This is a genomic window from Paraglaciecola chathamensis S18K6 (assembly GCA_000314955.1).
Classification (GTDB): Bacteria; Pseudomonadota; Gammaproteobacteria; order Enterobacterales; family Alteromonadaceae; genus Paraglaciecola; species Paraglaciecola chathamensis.
On sequence record BAEM01000040.1, the window covers coordinates 86,621 to 106,411 of the forward strand.

At 46.0% G+C, this 19,791-nt stretch carries 14 protein-coding genes; 4 read left to right on the top strand and 10 right to left on the bottom strand.

Translation table 11 applies throughout. The annotated features are described in order from the left end of the window. Positions 1 to 12 precede the first annotated feature (12 nt). The 3 genes from GCHA_RS14800 to GCHA_RS14810 all read left to right on the top strand — a co-directional run bounded on the left by GCHA_RS14800 (position 13) and on the right by GCHA_RS14810 (position 2,678). On the top strand, positions 13 to 1,239 hold the full coding sequence (locus tag GCHA_RS14800) for an FAD-dependent oxidoreductase (RefSeq protein WP_007989599.1): 1,227 nt from the start codon (positions 13 to 15) through the stop codon (positions 1,237 to 1,239). Between the two features lie 32 nt (positions 1,240 to 1,271). After that, entirely contained in the window at positions 1,272 to 1,739 is a 468-nt protein-coding gene (ybaK, locus tag GCHA_RS14805; protein ID WP_007989601.1) for a Cys-tRNA(Pro) deacylase, read from the top strand. Between the two features lie 330 nt (positions 1,740 to 2,069). Next, positions 2,070 to 2,678 carry a MarC family protein gene (locus GCHA_RS14810; protein WP_007989603.1) on the top strand — a complete coding sequence of 203 codons (609 nt, stop codon included), beginning with the start codon at positions 2,070 to 2,072 and terminating at the stop codon, positions 2,676 to 2,678. Positions 2,679 to 2,745: 67 nt separating this feature from the next. On the opposite strand, the gene GCHA_RS14815 is transcribed toward GCHA_RS14810, so the two are convergent. The 10 genes from GCHA_RS14815 to GCHA_RS14860 form a co-directional block, all read right to left on the bottom strand. Further along, the gene (locus GCHA_RS14815; RefSeq protein WP_007989604.1) at positions 2,746 to 4,866 is read right to left on the bottom strand and encodes a hypothetical protein; all 2,121 of its coding nucleotides are present in this window, start codon (positions 4,864 to 4,866) and stop codon (positions 2,746 to 2,748) included. Beyond that, a complete protein-coding gene (locus tag GCHA_RS14820; RefSeq protein ID WP_007989606.1) occupies positions 4,863 to 7,277 on the bottom strand; it encodes a hypothetical protein in 2,415 nt (804 codons plus the stop codon). The genes GCHA_RS14815 and GCHA_RS14820 overlap by 4 nt, the downstream gene beginning before the upstream one ends. Further along, entirely contained in the window at positions 7,277 to 9,028 is a 1,752-nt protein-coding gene (locus GCHA_RS14825; RefSeq protein WP_007989608.1) for a BatA domain-containing protein, read from the bottom strand. The genes GCHA_RS14820 and GCHA_RS14825 overlap by 1 nt, the downstream gene beginning before the upstream one ends. Positions 9,029 to 9,030: 2 nt before the next feature. Then, positions 9,031 to 9,933 carry a DUF58 domain-containing protein gene (locus GCHA_RS14830; protein ID WP_007989610.1) on the bottom strand — a complete coding sequence of 301 codons (903 nt, stop codon included), beginning with the start codon at positions 9,931 to 9,933 and terminating at the stop codon, positions 9,031 to 9,033. Between the two features lie 2 nt (positions 9,934 to 9,935). After that, positions 9,936 to 11,003, bottom strand: coding sequence for an AAA family ATPase (locus tag GCHA_RS14835; RefSeq protein ID WP_007989613.1), 1,068 nt, complete (start codon positions 11,001 to 11,003; stop codon positions 9,936 to 9,938). A 79-nt stretch (positions 11,004 to 11,082) separates the two neighbouring features. Next, positions 11,083 to 11,793 (bottom strand): DUF4159 domain-containing protein, encoded by a 711-nt coding sequence (locus GCHA_RS14840; RefSeq protein ID WP_007989615.1) that lies wholly within the window; start codon positions 11,791 to 11,793, stop codon positions 11,083 to 11,085. A 65-nt stretch (positions 11,794 to 11,858) separates the two neighbouring features. Further along, positions 11,859 to 13,193: a TldD/PmbA family protein gene (locus tag GCHA_RS14845; RefSeq protein ID WP_007989617.1), complete on the bottom strand. Its 1,335-nt coding sequence runs from the start codon at positions 13,191 to 13,193 to the stop codon at positions 11,859 to 11,861. Between the two features lie 26 nt (positions 13,194 to 13,219). Then, entirely contained in the window at positions 13,220 to 14,848 is a 1,629-nt protein-coding gene (locus GCHA_RS14850) for a TldD/PmbA family protein (RefSeq protein WP_007989619.1), read from the bottom strand. A gap of 187 nt (positions 14,849 to 15,035) precedes the next feature. Continuing rightward, positions 15,036 to 16,802: a DUF885 domain-containing protein gene (locus tag GCHA_RS14855; RefSeq protein WP_007989621.1), complete on the bottom strand. Its 1,767-nt coding sequence runs from the start codon at positions 16,800 to 16,802 to the stop codon at positions 15,036 to 15,038. A 31-nt stretch (positions 16,803 to 16,833) separates the two neighbouring features. Beyond that, positions 16,834 to 18,126 (bottom strand): M24 family metallopeptidase, encoded by a 1,293-nt coding sequence (locus GCHA_RS14860; RefSeq protein WP_007989623.1) that lies wholly within the window; start codon positions 18,124 to 18,126, stop codon positions 16,834 to 16,836. Between the two features lie 234 nt (positions 18,127 to 18,360). On the opposite strand from GCHA_RS14860, the gene GCHA_RS14865 reads away from it, so the two are divergent. Continuing rightward, entirely contained in the window at positions 18,361 to 19,617 is a 1,257-nt protein-coding gene (locus GCHA_RS14865; protein WP_007989624.1) for a methyltransferase, read from the top strand. The last annotated feature ends 174 nt before the right edge of the window (positions 19,618 to 19,791 follow it).

The window sequence follows — 19,791 nt, forward strand, 5'->3', positions numbered from 1 at the left end:
GGACAGCAAAAAATGCAAAGTTATGATGTTGTTATCGTCGGTGGCGGCATAGTGGGTTTAACCGTGGCGTTAACATTGGCCACTGGTGAGCTAAATGTCGCTGTTATTGACGCCCAAGAAGGTGGCCAAGCACTTGGTGATAAGCCAGAGCTCAGAGTCAGTACTTTTACGCTTGCTACTCAGACTGTGATGCAAAACCTAGGTGTTTGGCCTTTAATAGCGCATAACCGCTTATGTGCTTATGAAAAAATGGCAGTGTGGGATCAAGATAGTTTTGCGCACATTGGATTTTCTCACGAGGAAGTGGGGCAGGCGTATCTTGGTCATGTGGTTGAAAACCAAAATCTGGTCCGAGCCTTATGGAAAAAAGCCGAACAAAGCGAACACATTACGCTGTTAGCACCTAATAAAGTAAGTAACATGGTGTTTGGTCAGCAAGAGAGTTTCTTGACCTTGGATGATGAAACTATGCTGAGCGCTAGGTTAGTGGTGGGCGCTGATGGCGCAAATTCTATGGTGCGCCAAAAAGCGAATTTACCCCTTACGTTTTGGGATTACGAACATCACTCCATCGTGGCCACGATTAAAACTGAAATGCCTCACGACAACACTGCTCGACAGGTCTTTACCCCAAAAGGGCCTTTAGCCTTTTTGCCTCTGTGGGATGAACATCATTGTTCTATCGTATGGTCTCAGCAAGAGCCCGAGGCTGCAGCTTTGTTAGCCCTTAACGAAGACGAATTCGAAAAATCACTCATGGCTGCTTTTGATATGCGTTTAGGCAGATGTGAGTTAGTCAGTGAACGTAAAAGCTTTCCGTTAAAAATGCGTTACGCACGCCAGTGGGTGACAGATAGAGTTGCCTTGGTTGGCGATGCTGCGCATACCATTCACCCCCTCGCAGGGCAGGGTGCTAACCTAGGGATTATGGACGCAGTCGCTTTAGCCGAACAGGTGATCAAAATTGCTGAGCAAGGCAAAGATATCGGTTTGACTAAAAGTTTACGTGCCTACGAGCGCTGGCGTAAAACAGAGACGGTGAAGATGATTGGCACCATGGAATCATTCAAACGCCTGTTTGATGGGGCAAACCCCGTACAAAAGTTAGCCCGAGATATTGGCCTTAGCACCGTGAATCATCTGCCCAAAGCAAAACAGAAAATTGTTCAACATGCCGCCGGTCTGGGAGGAGAGTTGCCCTTGTTAGCGCAACATAAACTGACTAGGCAAGCTTCTTAGGTTGAACGTTAATTGACAAGGACAGTGTCACTATGACCCCAGCGATTAATTTACTGCTTAAGCAAAAAATAGCGCATGAAGTATTGCAGTACGAGCATGACGCCAATGCGGAATCCTTCGGTTTAGAAGCAGCAGAAAAACTCAATTTAGCCCCTAACTTGGTGTATAAAACCTTAGTGGTTAAGTTAGATTCTCAAACCTTATGTGTAGCAATTTTGCCCGTTGAAAATATGCTTAATATGAAACTTCTGGCCAAAGCCGCAGGAGCCAAAAAAGCACAAATGGCGGATAAAGCCGAAGTTGAACGGGTTACCGGTTACGTGCTTGGTGGGGTGAGCCCTCTAGGGCAGAAGAAGCGATTGAAAACGATGATTGACGACTCTGCCAACGAGCTTGCCACAATCTATGTGAGTGCAGGGAAGCGCGGCCTTGAAATTGGCTTATCACCAAATGCACTGACAAAAGCATTGTCCGCTCGTTTTGCTCCTTTGTGTCAGTGAACGCTATGGCACGACGGATATTTGTCTAGGTTAAGCATTATCAAGTTAATAACTGTAAAGCGTAACATTCGCTTTGCTGAATTTATTTTTTCTTAGCGTTTAGCGCTCCGGATGTTCTCCTCATTTTATAGCTGATTGGTGTTATTTCGCCGAAGCTAGATACATTATCTCACACTTATTCTTCGCTAAACTTGCCATGACTGTGGTATCTTGAGGCGGTAGTAGGATCTATGAGGAGCATATTTTTCGGCGTCTATTTTTGTAACATTCCCCTAAATTATTGGGTTAATATTTGACCCTGATTCCATGACTTTCTTTTGTAGGAGCCATATGAGCGAATTAATACCCATCTTCATTTTTTTCTTTGCCGTTATCGACCCCATTGGTAGTGTGCCGGTTTTTATTGCCACTACATCCGGTTTTGATGCCAAAGCTAAACGCCACATAGCGTATAAAGCGATTATTGCAGCAGCCGGTATTTTGCTGTTCTTTACTATTGCTGGTGAATACGTGTTATCAGCTATGGGGATCCCGCTGTCGGCTTTTGAAATTGCGGGTGGCATAGTACTTTTCCTATTCGCCTTGACGATGATATTTGGTGAAGGAAAAGCCCGAAGCGAATTGCGTATGGCCAAATCAGTAACCGAGACCGCTATTTTTCCTCTAGCGGTGCCCTCTATCGCTAGCCCAGGAGCAATGCTAGCGGCGGTGATGCTCACAGAAAACGACCGCTATACCTTGGTAGAGCAAGCGACTACAACGGGTATTATGTTATCTGTGCTCGGCATTACCTTGATATTGCTGTTAGCTGCGGCTCCGATCCATAAAATAATTGGTAACGGTGGGGCGAATATTGTTAGCCGCGTGATGGGACTTATACTAGCGTCTGTAGCGACCGCCAGTATTTTAGAAGGGATCAAGACCTACTTTGTTTTATAAATCTCGCTAGTTTGGCAACGCTACTAAGCGAGCACTTTCATTCATCACTTCGTCGTTTGTTTTGGCCTCAAAGCAAACGACGTACGATCCACAATAGGCTCAACAGAAATACTAAGCAGCCAAAAAACAGTCCTTTGTTAATCGGTAGTTCAGATGAGTCAACGTGGCGCGCGCTTGACAGTGCGGCCACTGATTTACTGGCGTTATGCTTAAACGCTTGCAGCTGTGCAAGCCAACCTGTTGTAGGGTATACATAGCGATATTGCTCAGGCGCTAGCAGGGAAGCTTCTGACGTTTTTAGTGATGAGTCTTTTTGAACATTCACATTCCCCTGTTCATTTTTCAACGACAAGCGCAACCAACCCGGTGAAGGCGGCCAGTAATGTGCACACCAAATGTTAGGTTGCTCAGGGCGTTGGTTTAACATCAGAGGTTGTTGCGCTATCTCGCCTGATTGCTCATCAATGTATTCTATTACCCAATGAGCGCCTTGCCTAAGCTTGCTGGTACGTAGGCAGGCTTGGCTTTGCTTGTTGGTAAAAGTCAGCTGGTTATTTTGTTCTTTTAACCAGAAATCATCTTGGGTGTTTCGGGCTACTTGTTGCACTAAGTAGTGCCACAATTGCTCATAGGCTCCGTTCGTTTGATTTAATTTCCATTCATAGGTGCGAGGTAATAGCGTAACCGCGACGTACCCTAGCCCAAGGAGATGACGTTTCACTAATGGGCGGCCGTTGGGGGCGGCTAATAGCGTGTCGCCTTCGTTTCCATCAAATCGGATTGCGCTTGCAGCCAAGGTGGCATCAGTGCTGCTTTGTGCTGACGCGTTAGGGTAAACGATGGAAAACGCATCTATTGCTTGTTTATCCTCACGTAATAGCGGCAGGTGCAAAGCTTCAGTTAATGCAGCGTTCTGATTAGCGACTAAAGCGCCATCAGCCAGTACTAGCAGCCCAAGACCATTGGCAACCGCTTGGCGTAAGCGCGCACGCTGCGATGAAGATAACCTAATTAAGCCGCGACCATCGATAAAGAGCAGGTCAATATTGTCCAATGCGCTGGATTGATAAAACGGATCGCCGTTTTGATTCGCTGTGCCTGTATCGGGTTTCGGCTGGTTAACGTACTGGCGCTGATAAGCATCTTGGCTTATTTGGCTGACGACTGTGACTGGGCTACCTGTCTCACTGGCCCACTGTTTTATATGCTTAGTTTCAAACGAAGGGGACGACTGCCAAATAGCAATACTTGGGGTATTCAACGGTAACTGGTTCGACACGTCGCTGGGTGCCATGTTGGGTAAGCTGTTTTGACTAATCGATAGGGCAATTTCGTTTTCTGCCATCAAGGCTTGGGTGTGTTTATCTCGTAATCGCAGTTGATAGTGCCATTGCCCAGCTACTTTGGGGAGTGCCCTTAATGTAAACGATTGGCCGTCTTTAATCGTCTGTGTCTGCTCTACGTCTCCGCTTGGAGAGATTAGTTGCAATAAATAGGACTCAGCGGCGTCTTGCCCTTGCTTATCTGCACCTTGAAGCGTCCCGCGAATGGATAAAGAATCGCCAATGGTTAGCTGTTTTTGCCAAGTTAATTCCCCTATGCCCAGCGCTTTATTACTAGGCACAAAGGTGATGGCAATTTTACTTTGGCTAGCAGAACCCCAGTTTTTAGCTGCGGAAAATAATGATTGCCATTGGGCTGAGCTTAGACCGTCTCCGACCACGATTAGCTCGTTTAAATCGCCAATCGTTTGAGGCAATAAAGATGCAGAGGGTAAATATTTGGCGTGCTCAACGGGCAGGTCACTTAGCATAGTAAACCAAGAGGTGTTGGCATCTATATTAACGTTTGGCGGTGCTTGGTTTTTTAGCGTATCCAGCAATTCAGGCGTGGTGCCCTTAGTGACTAAAACAGCGCGTATTGTTTGGGTGCTAGTGCTTGTAATATCAAGCAGGACTCCAAGTAAAAAGATAAACGCCAACGTATTTATACTGAGCAATAAAGTGGCTCGAGCACCTTTAAACAGCGACTTCTCACTAGGGGCTTTTAGTGTTTTTTTGAGCATGAATAGGCTGCTAAATACCCATGCGAGCAGCAGTATAGCGCCTAGAAGCATACATAAAACTAACGGCATGCCGGCAGGCGTGTTAACGGTGTATGGCCCTATATGGGCTAACTGCCAACTCATTGCGCCTCCTGTTGCTGCTTAAATTCAGCAAAATGCTTGATAGCAGGCTGAGTATCGTTATAGAGCTTTGCAGGTTGCTGCACTTTGTATCGCGGCGACGGCAGTAATCGCCAAAGTTGCCCAGTTAAACGCGGCAAACATGAAGAACATTGATTAGGGGTACGCCGATTGCTGCGCTGAATTTGCGCCAAAGATGCCAAAGCTTCAATGACCTCAGGCGTTTCATCTAGCAGACTATTTAGCAGTACTTCGGTTTGTGATAGCAGCTCCTTCTCTTGTTCGTTGAATGGGGCATTTGCGCGTAGGGGCGCATTTAAAAGCGCAATCGCTTTTGTGAGAGTGCGCACATCTGTATCGTTTATGACGTTTGGCGTGTGTTGAGCTTCAGTATTGATATCTGTTAACTCACCTTGGTACCGGCGTTGCTCGCTAACAGGCGGTGGCTCAAACCCTAAGCGTTTTACATAAATCCGCTGGGCTTTTTTAGCGCGGTTTAACCATATCAGTGCTTGTTCTTCAAAGGGCAGGGCGTCTTGTGGACGATTTAAACGCAACTGGCCTTCAGCCTGCCACATGTAGGCGATCGCACGCTTCATCATTACTCTTGGGTTTTGTTCTATGCCACCAGGGGCTTTAAAAATGGCCACATCAGTTTCACCGTGGGCATGACCAAATTGCTCAATAACGCTTTGATAACCTGATTTATCCTCAATTAAGCCATGCTCACCTTCGTGTTGATGTGCGTCGTGGCTACCTTCGGCCGGCTCTTCATGCTCGCTGTGGTCTTCGTGCGCCTCTTCAGCACCACGTTCATTACTTTGTTCATTATTTTGCTGCTGACTTGCGCCATCTTCCATTGTACGGGTGATACCACTGACCTCATCTCCAACAAACTGTCCGTATTTATGTTTTAAATCAGCTTGGGCCACGCCTAATTCTTGGGAGGTATGGTTAAACTCGTGCTCGGTTAATGACGAGCGTTGTGCAATGAGTGCTTTGGTGTCGATGATGATCTGTCGCTGACTTTTAAAATATGCTGGCATGTTGTCAATGACGGTGCCCTCACTGAAAACCGTGTCTATGTCTTCACCGAGCCAGCGGATAATTTTTGTTGAAGATTGTGTTAATTGGGGCTGATTTTCTCGGTTGTCCCAAGCCTTAACACTAAAATACAGCTCATCTCCTGGCTCCATGCCTAAATTGGATAGGTCCCACTCTTTGCTATACAGCTGCTGTCCATCAACGGTGTTGATGGTATCAAACGCAAAAACACTGTCGCGAAATTTAACCGACTCCCCGGACCCTTTGGCGACTGACGCTAATATTTCCACTTTACTTAATGCAAAGTCGTCGCTGATCACTGCTTGGGTAGAAATAGTGGGTTTACTGTTCTCATTTTGGCTTTTTATTTCCGTGATGGTCGCTTGCGGGGCAATAAAGCTGATTTGCGGTGATTCATCAGGGATAACCTTGATGCTATGCACAGCAAGTACCCGCCGTTGATGATCTAATACCTGATACACCGCAGCACGCTTAACCACTGTGCTGGCAGTATGATTACCATCTGGCGAGCGTTCTAAAGGTAATTGTGTATTGTTGATTTGGATTGAATAAGGCTGATTTTGCCCCTGTGGTTCATTGGAAAACACCAATTGCCATTCTACTTTGCTGCCCGTAAGCACCTGCATATCAAGTGCCTGAGTTTGATTACGCTTAAAGCCATTAAAGCCAATGGCGTAGTCAGGAGGAGAAACCGCGACACGCGCATCAGTGATTTTCGACAACACATCGCTGGCTAAGTTATCGGCTGTCTCCTGAGCGCTGCTAATAGCAACCTCGTCGCCTAGCGGCTTGTGAGCAATATTGCATATGAAAATTGCCGCAAAGAGGCAAAGCAGGACCGTAACGAGGTTAAGCGCTAAGGGTGTTTTTAACCCAAAGCGGGGAGCGAGCGGCGTATTTTTATCTTCAAGTAATTTATTCAGTGCCTTTGCACTGCGCTGGTACTGTAGGCGTTGTAATACGCTCAGGGTGTGCTGATCTTTTACTAGCACAAGTTGACAGCTTTCCTCTAGTGAGGGGAACCGCCGATTAAGATCCTTGGCGACATTATGTGGGGTAATCGCTGTATAAGAAGGGCGATAAAATCCCGCGAGTAAACATAGCGCCAAGCCCATAATGAAGAGTGTGCTAATTGCTAAGGGCTGCAAAATAAATGCAGCGCTATCGATAAGATAAAGGCCAGCCACTAATAGCAGCATAAACAGCAGCAAAACGGGTAAACAGAACAGCATGTGTTGGATGAGCTTGCGCCTTTTACTGGCGTAAACTACCTGCTGCAGGGCGTTTATTTGCCGTACCTGTTCGGCATTTGGGGCTGGTGGTGTATGACCCTGAAAATCGTTCGCCATTAAGTTGCCCCTGCGCCTTTGGTTCTAGCGGAATATTCGCTGGCAATGCGCTCAAGACAGAACGCGCAAACGAGCAGGGTGAGTAACCAATAATGGGTTTGGTCATCGCGCTGAGGGTTAAGTGACGGGACTAGGCTTCGTACAGGCTCATTTTCACCTTGCTGCTGTGCCTGATTATTACTATTGGCTTTGGCCGATTTTGTTGGTGCCCCGCGCGCTATTTGCGCTGCATGCACAGTCGCCCTTGCTTGGTACGTTTGCTGATATCGGGACTCGTTCATGAGTGCAACTAAGGTATATGGAAAGTCCAACTGAGATACCCAATTTGTCCAGCTAGGTTCAAACCGGCTGTAAAATTCTAGAATTTGCCCCGTGTTACGCTTGTGCTCAGCAACATGAGTCTCGGTAGCTTCGGTGGAGGTTGCTATTGTTCTTGTTAATAAGGGTTGCTGATCGCTTGTTTGCCAGATGACCTGATAGTGCGTGCTGGTGGGCGCTTCATCTTTGCTGCTGGTTATCTTCTCGGTCACTTTAGCAAGCGCGCCTATCTTGCGAATGCTTATCTCATTATTGCGTAGGCCGCTTTGGGTAATAAATACTGAGTGTTTACCGGTGCTGACAACCTGCTGATTCGCAGTGATAAATAAATTACCGCCTTGTTGTACATATTGGTTGAGTATTCTTTTCAGGGCCGAAGCCTGAGCAACTGCCTGCTCTGATACTTGAGCCGGAGTTTGCGCTTGCTGTGTATTGAGCCCAGTATCAGCAAGATAAAATACCCAGTTGTATAGCTCGAGTTGCTCAAGTGACATTGGTGACGAAGCGGGTAGATGAGCCACTGATAGTTCACGGTTCAACTCGCGATCGAGTGCGTCAAAAGCGGCCATTAAATATTGTGTTTGCGCATGGTTTTTCGCCGATGTTAGCATCAATATCTTCGATTTTTCACCCATAAGAGATGAACTTTCTGCACTGCTAATGTGCCAAGTTAGGGTTTCAGGAAGGTTTATTTTGTCGTTATTGAACTGAGAAAATCCACTGCTAGTAAAAATCTGTATTTGGCTAGGGGACACTGTTGGGTGAGTGGCTATAAAATCAGCTACTTGCTGCCATATTGTTGTTTGGGGCAGTGGGCGTGCTGTATTGATTTGAGCGTTTAGTCCAGTTTTTTCGTTGGCTGCAGTGATTTGCGCCAACCTATCGAGTGTTAATTCGTTGTTGCCATTAATAGCGTACTCACTCAGCGCTTCTGGCTGCTCATTGCTCAGCTTAGCGTTCAAATTATTGCTCGGATTCTTGCCAGGGCTATTGCTCAGGCTATTGTTCAGATTCTTGCTCGCATTAGCGCCAAGAATAACCAACCTGCTTGAAGTTGCATCTTGAGCTTGATTGAAGGTTTTTAGCAAGCTTTGTTTTTCATTTTCGCTGGCATGGTGTAGCCAATCTTGGCTGACTAAAAAATACCGTGTTTGACTATTATCGGAGGGCTGCTTCATACACTGAGCCAGCGCCAAGCTAAGAAGTACGATTATCATCATACGTAACAACAGCAGCAGCCACTGACTTAGGCGCAGCGCGTTAGGCACACTACTTTGCTTTGCGGGGATAAGTGCGTATTGAGCAAATGAAATGAGCGGCGCTTTACTTTTACTGAAAAAATGGATGGCTAAAGGAATAATGACAGCGAGCATACCCAATAACCATAGAGGAGAAAGCACAATATTGTTTAGCGCGCTAAACATTGCCCCCATGGTTATTTTCTGCCCGAGCGGGACGTCAAGTAGGCGTGCACGCTTTTATCTAAAGGTTCATCAATATTGGCCCTAAAAAGCGCAATGTTTTGCTGCTCCAAGCGGCTTTTCAACGTGGCTTGATGCTGCTCATATGCCGCTAAATATTGCGCTTTAACTTCTGAACTTGAAACTAGACGTTGCTCTTTAGTTTCTGGATTTTCGACTCTTATCGCGCCTTTATAGGGAAAGTTAACCTCATCATCGCAAACTAACTGCATGGCTACGACTTCATTCTGGCCGTAATTTAATGGCTGCATGAAGTCTACTATCTCGGTTTCGCGTTGCATAAAATCACTGAGCACAAATATCAAACCTTGAGGGTGAATATTTCCCAATGATTGCGTTAGGGTTGCCTTATTTGGAAATTGTTTACCCACAGTAAGTTGACTCAGCGTCAGCATGAGTTTGTGCCAGTGCTGCTGACCGGTTCCACAAGGCAGAAAATCAATTCGCTCATCAGATAAACCGATAACGCCTACAGCGTCACCTTGCTGCTGGGCAATGTAAGCGATAGTCGCTAAAAAATAACGGGCGTAATCTAGTTTATGCCAACCGCCTTGGGCTTTGCTGGTGGCTGATTGTTGCAACATAGATAGGCTGGTATCTAGCACCAGCCAAATTTGCGTATCGCTTTCCCGCTCAGCTTCGCGGACAAAATATTTGTCAGAGCGAGCAAAGAGTTTCCAGTCAACTTTGCCTAGCTCATCCCCAGGCTCGTAGCTACGGTATTGGCTAAACTCAACTCCCGAGCCTTTTTGCACACTGGTATGCTGACCGTGTAGCACACCTTCGGCGACCGTTTTGGCGACTAAGGGCATGTCTTTAACACGAGAAAGCGTGAGCGGGTCAATCCATTGCTGCATGTTTAGCCCGCGCTACGAGAAGACGCGTTTGAAGCCAAGGGGCTTTCAGGGAGAGGCGTATGGTTAATTAGATGGTCAATTACGTTATCTGTATCCATGTTTTGCGCCTGAGCTTGAAAGTTAAGTAATATTCGATGGCGCAGTACGCCATGAGCCACACTACGAATATCCTCTAAGGTCACAGCAAAGCGTTGATTTAACAGGGCATTGGCTTTGGCGCATAATACTAGTGCTTGGCCTGCGCGCGGCCCTGCGCCCCAACGGACAAACTCTTTCACGCTTTGATTTTCGCTAATATCTGGGCGAGTATCGCGCACGAGTTGACTGATGTATTGCAGTAGCTCTGATGAGATCTCCACTTGGCGCACTAAGCTTTGCAATGTCAGTATTTCTTCGGTGTGCAGTACTTCTTTTAACGTAACGCTTTGGGTACCAGTAGTACGGGCTAGGATCTCTATTTCTTCTTCTGCACTTGGATAACCCACGCGCACAAACATTAAGAAGCGGTCGAGTTGTGCTTCAGGCAGGGCATAGGTGCCTGATTGCTCAACGGGATTCTGAGTAGCCAAAACAAAAAAGGGTTTTGGTAAAGGGTGAATATTGCCCGCATAGCTGATGGTCCGCTCTTGCATGGCTTCTAGTAGTGCTGCTTGGGTTTTTGGTGGAGTACGGTTTATTTCATCTGCTAATAAAATATGAGTGAAAACGGGACCTTGTTTGAATTTAAAAAAGCGTTCGCCACTGTCGTGGTCTGTTTCCAGTATTTCTGTGCCTATAATGTCGCTTGGCATTAAATCCGGTGTAAATTGAATACGCTTGTAATCCAGCTCTAGGGTTTTGGCTAATGAGCTGACCACTAAGGTTTTGGCTAATCCTGGTGCGCCTTCTAGTAAACAATGGCCACCAGCTAACATCGCGACTAACAATTGCTGCACGACGCTGCGCTGGCCAACTATCACTCGGCCAAGTTCATCAGTAACATCGGCCAGCTTGGAAAGTAGCTGTAAAATATCTTGCTCACAAAGGGCGTGGCTCTGTGGTTCACAGGGCAAACTGTTCGTGGTACTCATGAGGTTACTACCTTAATTCTTATTGGTTGGCCGACTATTCTTGGTGCTCGATTAGCATAGTGTTCTTGTTTATATGGGCTCAGGCGGTCATGGCATAAAGTACGATATTCACCGCGAATTTTGTGTTGTCTTCTTTGAGCCAGCGCTTGTTACGAAAATCATAATCCCATTCGCAACCTAAATCTTTATTGCTGTATAGCACCGCAATTTTGCCGTTAACTATGATGGCTTTCAGGTAGTTGTGAACCAAGTCATCACCCCAGCCATTAAGTTCAATAGAAGTACGCGGTGGCCCATCAAAGGTAAAAAATGCACTGTATATTGGATGATCGTTAGGGATCTTTTGTAAGGCATCTTCCCCAAATAGGCTGCGCATTTGTGCTTCAAAGGTTTTGGCAAACATTCCGTCAATATCGTGGTTACAATCATCTACAAAAACAAAGCCACCATTTTCAACGTATTGCTTAAAGTTCTGCGCCTCGGCATCGCTAAATTGCACCAATCTGTGCCCAGCCATATAACAAAAAGGCGCGTTTAACATGGCGGGGTCTGACAGGGGAATAATGCGCTCTTTTATATCCACCCTCAGGCTGGTGTATTCAATTAACGAGTTGAGCACGTTGGCAGGCATTCGTTCGTCGACTTCCCAATCACCGGACTCGTAGCTTAATCGAGTAAAATAGAAATCGTAATCACTGCTCTGGGCCCATGAATTGGCACCACGAAAAAACGCCTGTGCAGCGAATGCTATACATGCGTTTTTAATAAATTTTCGGCGGGACATACTCATGGTTTGGCACACGTTTAAAATGATGAAAATGGCCTCAGGCTCGTACGAGCCTGAGACAAAGCGACTTATACTGCGTCAGACAAGCTGCTAAACGTAAAGTCACGAATTTTCATAGGCGGTATCATGCAGCCTTCAATCCGCTGTGGTTCACCCAGCGCCTCAATATTATTGAGCATAATGATCGGGCTTTCATTGAAACGGAAGTTTTTGATCGGGTATTTGATCTTGCCGTTTTCAATGTAAAAGGTGCCGTCGCGGGTCAAACCTGTATACAGCAAGGTTTGCGGGTCAAGGCCACGTATGTACCACAAGCGGGTGACCAGCACGCCCCGGCGAGTGTTTTTGATCATATCTTCAAGAGACTGATCACCACCGCTCATAATGAAATTACGATTGGCTGGTATATAGTCACTTTTGGTATGTTTTGCCCAGTAAGGTGAGTTGGGCATGTTTTTAATCGTACCGTCTTTTACCCAATCGATTTTACTCAACGGATAACCATTGCCAGCAAAGGGCGCGCTAGGGGCAATTGCATGCTGAGGATCAGAATAAATATGGACACGTTCGTCAAACATCTTCTGGCCCAATTTGTTTTTCGGAGCGTTTTCGCCTTTGGGGACTTTATTGCTTAAAAAACTTCGCCCTTCGTCCGCAGAACGTTGATCAAACGCACGCATCATATTTTGAATAAGGCCAACACTGGCTGCAGGCTCGAGGATAACCGTATACTTACCTGGCTCCATTTCTTTTGCTTCTGCAGAGCCTTTCGATTTTTGAATGGCAATAGAGGACAACTTAGCGGTATCGAGCAGCTTTACGTCACTGTAGTCACCCGAGGCCCAGCCCGAGCCTTTACCATCTTCGGTACGAATAGTGACCGAAAAATCCACCTGGGTAGCTGTGTTATACGCGAACAAACCTTTGCTGTTCATAATCGCGCTCATCTCTACGGCGTCTTCTAAAAAGCCCGCTGCAATGAGCTTGTTCTTTTTAGATGGCTCAATACTATCAAAGGCCGCTTGAGCGCGATCCTCTGGGGTCACATTGGCAGTAGATTCAAAATACGTATTTGCTTTGCTGTATTTTTGTTTGCCAAATACAGGCATAAACTCTTCATTTTCTGGGGCGAGCTTGGCTAGTTCTTCCGAGCGGCGCACTACTTTTTCAAGGGAAGCATCGTCAAACTCATTAATGGTGGCGGTGCCTGTGCGCTTACCAAAGGTAGATTGCACGATAAGCATAAGGTCGCTTTCTTGTCCTGAGGTTGACACAGTGTTGCGGGCATAGCGAATATTGCCACCCACTTTGCTTTCTAAATTGCATTCGCATTCATCGGCTTTTGAGAATGTAAGGACTTTGCTCAGCAGCTCTTTGGCGTGTTGTTCGGTAATTATGGTCATTATATTTTTCCTTCTTAGTGAGCTGCTTAAACGTTGCGCGCTGTGTTAATCACGTTAATGTTGTCGAATCTCGTGGTTGGACAACCATGAGAAACCGCGCTCACTTGTGAAGGCTGGCCTTTACCATCAAAGAACGAACCGCCCACTCTGTAATCTGATTTACCTGCTAACTGACTACAGCTATTCCAAAATTCCTGGGTGTTAGATTGGTATGCAACATCTTCAATTTGGTCGACAATTTTGCCGTCTTTAATTTCATAAAATAACTGCCCACCAAATTGGAAGTTATAACGTTGTTGGTCGATAGAGTAAGAGCCGCGACCAGCAATATAAATGCCTTTTTCAACATCTTTAATCACATCATCAGCAGATAAGTCTTTTTCATTTGGACGAAGTGACACATTCGACATACGCTGGAATTGCACATCGCGCCAGCTCTGTGCATAACTGCAACCATGAGATTCTTTTTGCCCAAGCATATGTACTTGGTCTCGGGTTGCTTGATAGTTCACCAAAATACCGTCTTTGATCAAGTCCCATTCTTTGGTTTTAACACCCTCGTCATCGTATCCCACATTGCCTAAGGTGTTGGCTTGATTTTTATCTGCATATAGATTGACTATGTCTGACCCATATTGGAAATCACCGCTTTTCCATTTGTCTAACGTGGCAAAACTAGTACCAGCGTAGTTTGCTTCGTAGCCCAGTACTCGGTCTAGCTCAAGTGGGTGTCCAACGGATTCGTGTATGGTCAGCATTAGGTGAGCTGGGTCTAACACGAGGTCATATTTGCCAGGCTCTACTGATTTTGCTTTTAATTTTGCTTGCAGTTGTTTACCAGCAGCCGCGGCATCTTCTACCATATCGTAGGAGTTATGGTAGCCAACGTTTGCCCCTTGAACTCGCACTTTGTCTTTTTCTAAACCGTCTAAATATTCGTATCCCATACCCACGGGGTTGCCTAAAGCAGAGCGCTGTTTGAAGCCGTCTTCCCCTACAGCTGTGGCGGTAAAAGGAGCCCATAGGCGATGAATATCTTGATCGATGTATGAGCCATCGGTGGAGGCAAAATACTTTTGCTCATTCACTAGGAATAAACGTGAACTGATAAAGCTCGCGCCGTTTTGCATTGCGGCATCGTTTACTGACAATAATAAATCGACCTTTTCCTGAATGGGGACTTCCATGGCATTCTTTTTGATAGGTGTTTGCCAGCTGACTTCACCAACCCCTTTCACAGGAGCGAGTTGCACAGGTGTGGTTTGAAACTTTGAATTTGCCATAGCGACGGCGACAGCTTGTTCTGCAGCTTTAGCCACGCTGTCAGGCGTCATGTTTGAAGTAGACGCAAACCCCCATGTCCCATTAGCAATGACACGCACGCCAATACCCGCAGATTCAGTATTGGTTATGCTGTCAACGCGGGTTTCACGGGTCGTCACAAATTGGTTTAAGTAACGGCCAATGCGCGCATCAGCATAGGTGGCCCCTTTTGCTTTTGCGGCGTTTAATGCGATATCAGCAAGCTTCTTTTTGTACGTTACATCCATGGGTTTATCGAGAAGTTGATCGGCTGATATAGCCACTCCGGATATCGGTAGCATAAGCGTGCCCATTCCGGCACTACTTAGCTTTATAAAGTCGCGTCTTTCCATTTGCTCTGTCCCCTGGGTTAGGTGTTGTTTTGATTATATTTTTATTACTTTCTATGAAGTTTTTTACGCTAATGCGATTAGGGTTTAGTGTAGAGTATTGCGCAGTCCACTCAAGTCGGTGAGTCGCGCTTTTGTTATATTTTTGTCAGGCAATACTCAATAAAACGTAACAAACCATATCTAGCTGTTATTCATCGTGTTTTAACTGTGTTTCAATCCATTGATTGACACTGTCTTCAAGAACGGCCATAGGTAACGAGCCTTGGCCGATAATCACATCATGGAATTGACGTATGTCGAAGTTTTCTTTCAAGCTGGTTTGGGCTTTGCTGCGAAGTTCACGTATTTTAAGCTCGCCAATTTTGTAAGACAGCGCTTGGCCTGGCCAAGAAATATAGCGATCAATTTGATCTGCGGTGGCTTTTTCAGTTAGTGCCGTGCGTGAGCCCAAATAATCAATCGCTTGTTGGCGGCTCCAGCCGAAGGCATGAATGCCCGTGTCTACGACTAAGCGCACTGCACGCCACATTTCGTAACCCAGTCGACCAAAGTCAGAATAAGGGGCTTGATAAAAACCGGCTTCTTTGCCTAAACGCTCAGAGTACAAGCCCCAGCCTTCTGAAAACGCTGAGTGGTTAAGGGTGCGGCGAAATTCAGGTACCTCTAACTCCATAGCAATAGCATTTTGTAGATGATGCCCAGGGACGGCCTCATGCAGGCTAAGGGCTTCTAAATTGTATAGTGGTTGCTGGGCAGGATCAGAGGTTAAAAAGTATGTGCCGGGCGTGCGGTTATCTGGTGGCGGCATATAAAACGCGCCACGTGACGCAGAGCCTTTAATGGTGAACGTATTGCGAGGCAAGGTGGCGAAAAAGCTAGGTAATTTACCGTACATTTTTTGGGTGATAAATGCGGTTTTCTCCATTACATCTTGGCGGTCTTGGGCGTAAAAGCGCGGATCTGTGGCTAAAAACTGCAAAAACTCTGCATAGCTGCCTTTAAAGCCCACCTGCTGAATAATCTCGTTCATTTCTTTGCTAATACGTTCTACTTCGTCCAAGCCGAGTTGGTGAATTTGCTTCGGGGTTAAGTTCGTAGTGGTGTAATAGTTAGCGGTGTAAGCATAGTAGTCAGCCCCCCCTTTGACGCTAGAAATACCCGGCTCTTGGCGGCAGTGGCGCATATAGTCATTTACAAAATAATCGTTGAAATGCGCATAAGCAGGCACAACCGCGTTTTTGATAAGCTCGGCGCCTTTGCTGGCATAGCGTTGTTTTTGCTTTTCAGTAAATTGAGCCGGAAAACGGGTAAATGGTTCGTACAATGCACTGTCTTTGGGGTCTTTAACGATGTGAATTGTGATAGTTTGCTGATAGTTTTTGAAGGTTTCACAGTGCTGCACAAAGCCCGTTTTGACCCCTTGAGCGAGTAAATCAATATTTTCTTGATTAAAGCGTGGGTAGTCTTCAAGGCTTATCAAGTATTGATCATAATCTTGCGGGGTAAGAAATGCCATGTTGGCAGGGGCCTGTGCAAAATAAGTGTGCCAGCCGCTTAAAAAGTTTATAGGGAAATAACGATCTTGAAACTCGTAGCTTTTGGCTTCGGTTTCACGCTCATATTTGAATAAGCGGTAACTGACTTGTTCGTCTGCACTCAGTTGTTTAACGTCAATTTGCGCTAATTGTTCAAGCATCTGCTGATTAAATGCTTCACGGCGCTCGAAACCCTGTGGGCTGAAATCTGCTAATTTTCCTTTGGGTTTCCACGCATCTGGATCGGTGCGAAAGAATATTTTTTCTTTTTGTGCTTCTTGCCAGTGGCTATTGAGTAAATCGTTAAATTCTTGGGTGGCATCTGCCCATGTGTTCCCTGACATAGCCAGTAATGTGAGCATACCAAGGGGTTTGCCGATTGTATGGGATAGTGTGTTTTTGATAATGCTGATTTTCATTAATTTGATTCTTATTTTAATAAAAGGGTGTTTAAAGCACGGCTAGAGCGCCAATCGGGGATTCTAGACTATCAGGCGGTGTGGTGAACCAGCGAGGGCCTTTGTCGGTCATGTAAATGCAGTCTTCTAACCGTACCCCAAATTCCCCAGGTATATAAATACCTGGTTCATCAGAAAAGCACATGCCCGCCTGCAGTAGCGTTTGTTCTTGATGCACGAAGTTAACAGGTTCATGACCTTCCATACCAATGCCGTGACCGGTGCGATGGGAAAGCCCAGGTAATTGGTATTCGGGGCCTAACCCTTGGCTTTGATAATAAGCACGCACCGCGTCATCGACTGCACCGGCGGGTACGCCAATTTGGGCTTTTTCGAAAGCAATTTGCTGGCCCTTGCGTACTGTTTGCCAAATTTTTTGCTGTTTTTTACTTGGCTCACCAAACACAAATGTGCGGCTGATATCAGACTGATAACCATGCACCGCACAGCCACAATCCATTAAAACAACAGAGCCATTGTTAATGGTTTGAGCCTGTTTGCTGCCGTGAGGATAGGCACTGGCTTCGTTGAACAAGGCCATAGTCCAAATACCGCTGCCACCCAACTGGGCCTGAGCGCTGCTCATTAGTTGGTTGACGCCTTGTTGGCTCATCCCGAGCGCAAGGTTGGCATGCACGTATTGGTATGCCCTAAGGGTGATTTCATTTGCTTTATGCATAAGGGCGATTTCGTGGTCGCTTTTAAACATGCGACAACCTTGGGTAATCGGATCAGCAGAAGTGTGTTGCATCTGATGCATTAGGCTCATAACACCGTCGAGCACGAAATAACGAACTGAATGTTCGAAGGCCAAGCGCCCCTTTGTTACATTACGATCGTTCAAAATTTGCTGAACTAACGCAAATGGGCTTTCATGCTCCTGCCAAACGCGTACATCGTCGCCAACCTTAAGGGATTCACGAATACTGGGTTCTTCAAAAAAAGGGCAAAGCACGGCAATGTCGCCTTCTCTGGGGATTACCACAGCGGTTAAACGTTCGCTACGCCACCACTGAATCCCTGTAAAGTATTCCATTGCGGCGCCGGGCTCTAAAATCATCGCTGCCACATTGGATTTCGCCATTAATGATTGCGCTTTTTTGATGCGCGCTTTGCGTTCATTGACTGTGATAGGACGGCTAGATGTCGTGATATCGGATAATGTCGCTGCTTTATCTGCGGCTAAAGAGGCAGTATTATTTGCTGCAAATACCGATTGAGAAAGGGGGAGGGTGGCTACTGCTGCAGCACTGGCTTTAATAAAGGCTCTTTTTGTTATTTTCATCAGGTTCATTCCATATGACACTTGCCCACAACATTATTACAAAACGTAAAAGAGTTATAGCCAAGACATAAAATTCAGCACTGTGCGGTGTAAGGAATTTAACCCAGTTGCGGGCTGCCAATTGCGTGGAAAATACTTCGATCCATTGGTAATTCGTGGGAGAATGAGGCGTTTCGCGCTATACGTAATTTCCCTTTCTAAGGTTTCTTTTAACTCAACAAGCCATACAAATACATGTCAAATATCGCCCGAGACGATTTCAATTATGCCCGCAGGTTTGAACAGTTAACCCATTTGTTATCTGAACACAAAGCCTTGTGGCAATTTGCGACTTTTAATCAAGCTGATTTGCCATGGCGTGAAGACTACCCTGAACTGTGTAATTGGCTAGATTCCCAATCTGTGACTGACCTTTTATCTGAGGATAGCCAAGCGCGAATTGGCCAATTTTTACCATTTGTGTCCCAGATAGAGGCACTGACTCAGCTTGATGATTTTACGCTTGATTGTTTAACACCTAGCGAAAACAAAGATAGCGCTGAATTTTCCTCCGTTCCGGTGCATTTTAGTCATGGTATTGGCGGGCGAAAATGGCAGCAAATTAGTGCTTTTTTTGCCGCCCTTGGGCCTGCGCAACAGGCTGAAAACTATCTTGAATGGTGCGCCGGTATGGGGCATCTAGGTCGCTTGGTCGCGCTTAAAACGGCCTCCAGTGTACTCAGTTTAGAATGGCAACAGGCTTTGTGCGATAAAGGCAGCACGCTTGCCCAAAAGGCGAATGTGCAACAAGATTTTGTGTGCGATGATGCGCTTGGTGCTCAAAGTGCTACCCATTTAACAGGCAAAAACTGCGCAATGGCCTTACACGCATGCGGAGATTTACATACCGCTTTGTTGCGAGCTGCAGGTGAGGTTAAAACGCCCCACGTGGTTATTTCACCCTGTTGTTACCACCTGACCCGAGATGCTCACTACCTTGGGCTTTCCCAATTCTGCCAAGCTAACTTGATTCAACATGGGCTTGAGATAGACAAAGACGATTTAAAACTCGCGGTTAAACAAGTCGCGACTGCTGGCGCAAGAGAGCAAGACTTACGCGAGCTTGAGCTAACTTATCGGCTTGGTTTTGACACATGGTTACGAGAGACACTAAACGCCGATAATTACATTCCCCTTCCATCTGTGAAAAAGAGCCAGCTGAACCAAGGGTTTGAAGCGTTTTGTCACTGGGCCGCAGAGCAAAAAAATCAGCTGTTTAGTGCCACAGACGAACAGGTTACTCAGTATTTAGCTATCGGCAAACAGCGCCGAGCGTTACTCGCCCGCTTAGAGGCGGTGCGCAGTTGCTTTCGCCGCGCAATGGAGTTGTGGCTAGTGCTTGACCGAGCTCTGTTTATGCAAGAACAAGGCTATCAGGTTGAAGTTGGCATTTTTTGCTCAGCACAATTAACCCCTCGTAATTATATGTTACGGGCGGTATTCGAAAAGTAGGCAACGCCCTAGTGAGTATTTTTGTGATGATTTATTCATTTTTAATTAAGTGAAGGTCAGCAGTAATAATTTACCCCAGCCTATATAAATATTTATTGAAAATTGGCTTGAAAAAGTTTGGCATACTCCCATTGATGTTATATTATAACGTCCGAATTTTAGAGGATTAACCAG

Excerpts from the sequence above, each read along its gene's own strand:
- GCHA_RS14860 (WP_007989623.1), bottom strand. The coding sequence starts at position 18,126 with ATGAAAATAACAAAAAGAGCCTTTATTAAAGCCAGTGCTGCAGCAGTA.
- GCHA_RS14830 (WP_007989610.1), bottom strand. The coding sequence starts at position 9,933 with ATGCAGCAATGGATTGACCCGCTCACGCTTTCTCGTGTTAAAGACATG.
- GCHA_RS14810 (WP_007989603.1), top strand. The coding sequence starts at position 2,070 with ATGAGCGAATTAATACCCATCTTCATTTTTTTCTTTGCCGTTATCGAC.
- ybaK (WP_007989601.1), top strand. The coding sequence starts at position 1,272 with ATGACCCCAGCGATTAATTTACTGCTTAAGCAAAAAATAGCGCATGAA.
- GCHA_RS14820 (WP_007989606.1), bottom strand. The coding sequence starts at position 7,277 with ATGGCGAACGATTTTCAGGGTCATACACCACCAGCCCCAAATGCCGAA.
- GCHA_RS14835 (WP_007989613.1), bottom strand. The coding sequence starts at position 11,003 with ATGAGTACCACGAACAGTTTGCCCTGTGAACCACAGAGCCACGCCCTT.
- GCHA_RS14845 (WP_007989617.1), bottom strand. The coding sequence starts at position 13,193 with ATGACCATAATTACCGAACAACACGCCAAAGAGCTGCTGAGCAAAGTC.
- GCHA_RS14865 (WP_007989624.1), top strand. The coding sequence starts at position 18,361 with ATGTCAAATATCGCCCGAGACGATTTCAATTATGCCCGCAGGTTTGAA.
- GCHA_RS14825 (WP_007989608.1), bottom strand. The coding sequence starts at position 9,028 with ATGGGGGCAATGTTTAGCGCGCTAAACAATATTGTGCTTTCTCCTCTA.
- GCHA_RS14800 (WP_007989599.1), top strand. The coding sequence starts at position 13 with ATGCAAAGTTATGATGTTGTTATCGTCGGTGGCGGCATAGTGGGTTTA.
- GCHA_RS14850 (WP_007989619.1), bottom strand. The coding sequence starts at position 14,848 with ATGGAAAGACGCGACTTTATAAAGCTAAGTAGTGCCGGAATGGGCACG.
- GCHA_RS14840 (WP_007989615.1), bottom strand. The coding sequence starts at position 11,793 with ATGAGTATGTCCCGCCGAAAATTTATTAAAAACGCATGTATAGCATTC.
- GCHA_RS14815 (WP_007989604.1), bottom strand. The coding sequence starts at position 4,866 with ATGAGTTGGCAGTTAGCCCATATAGGGCCATACACCGTTAACACGCCT.
- GCHA_RS14855 (WP_007989621.1), bottom strand. The coding sequence starts at position 16,802 with ATGAAAATCAGCATTATCAAAAACACACTATCCCATACAATCGGCAAA.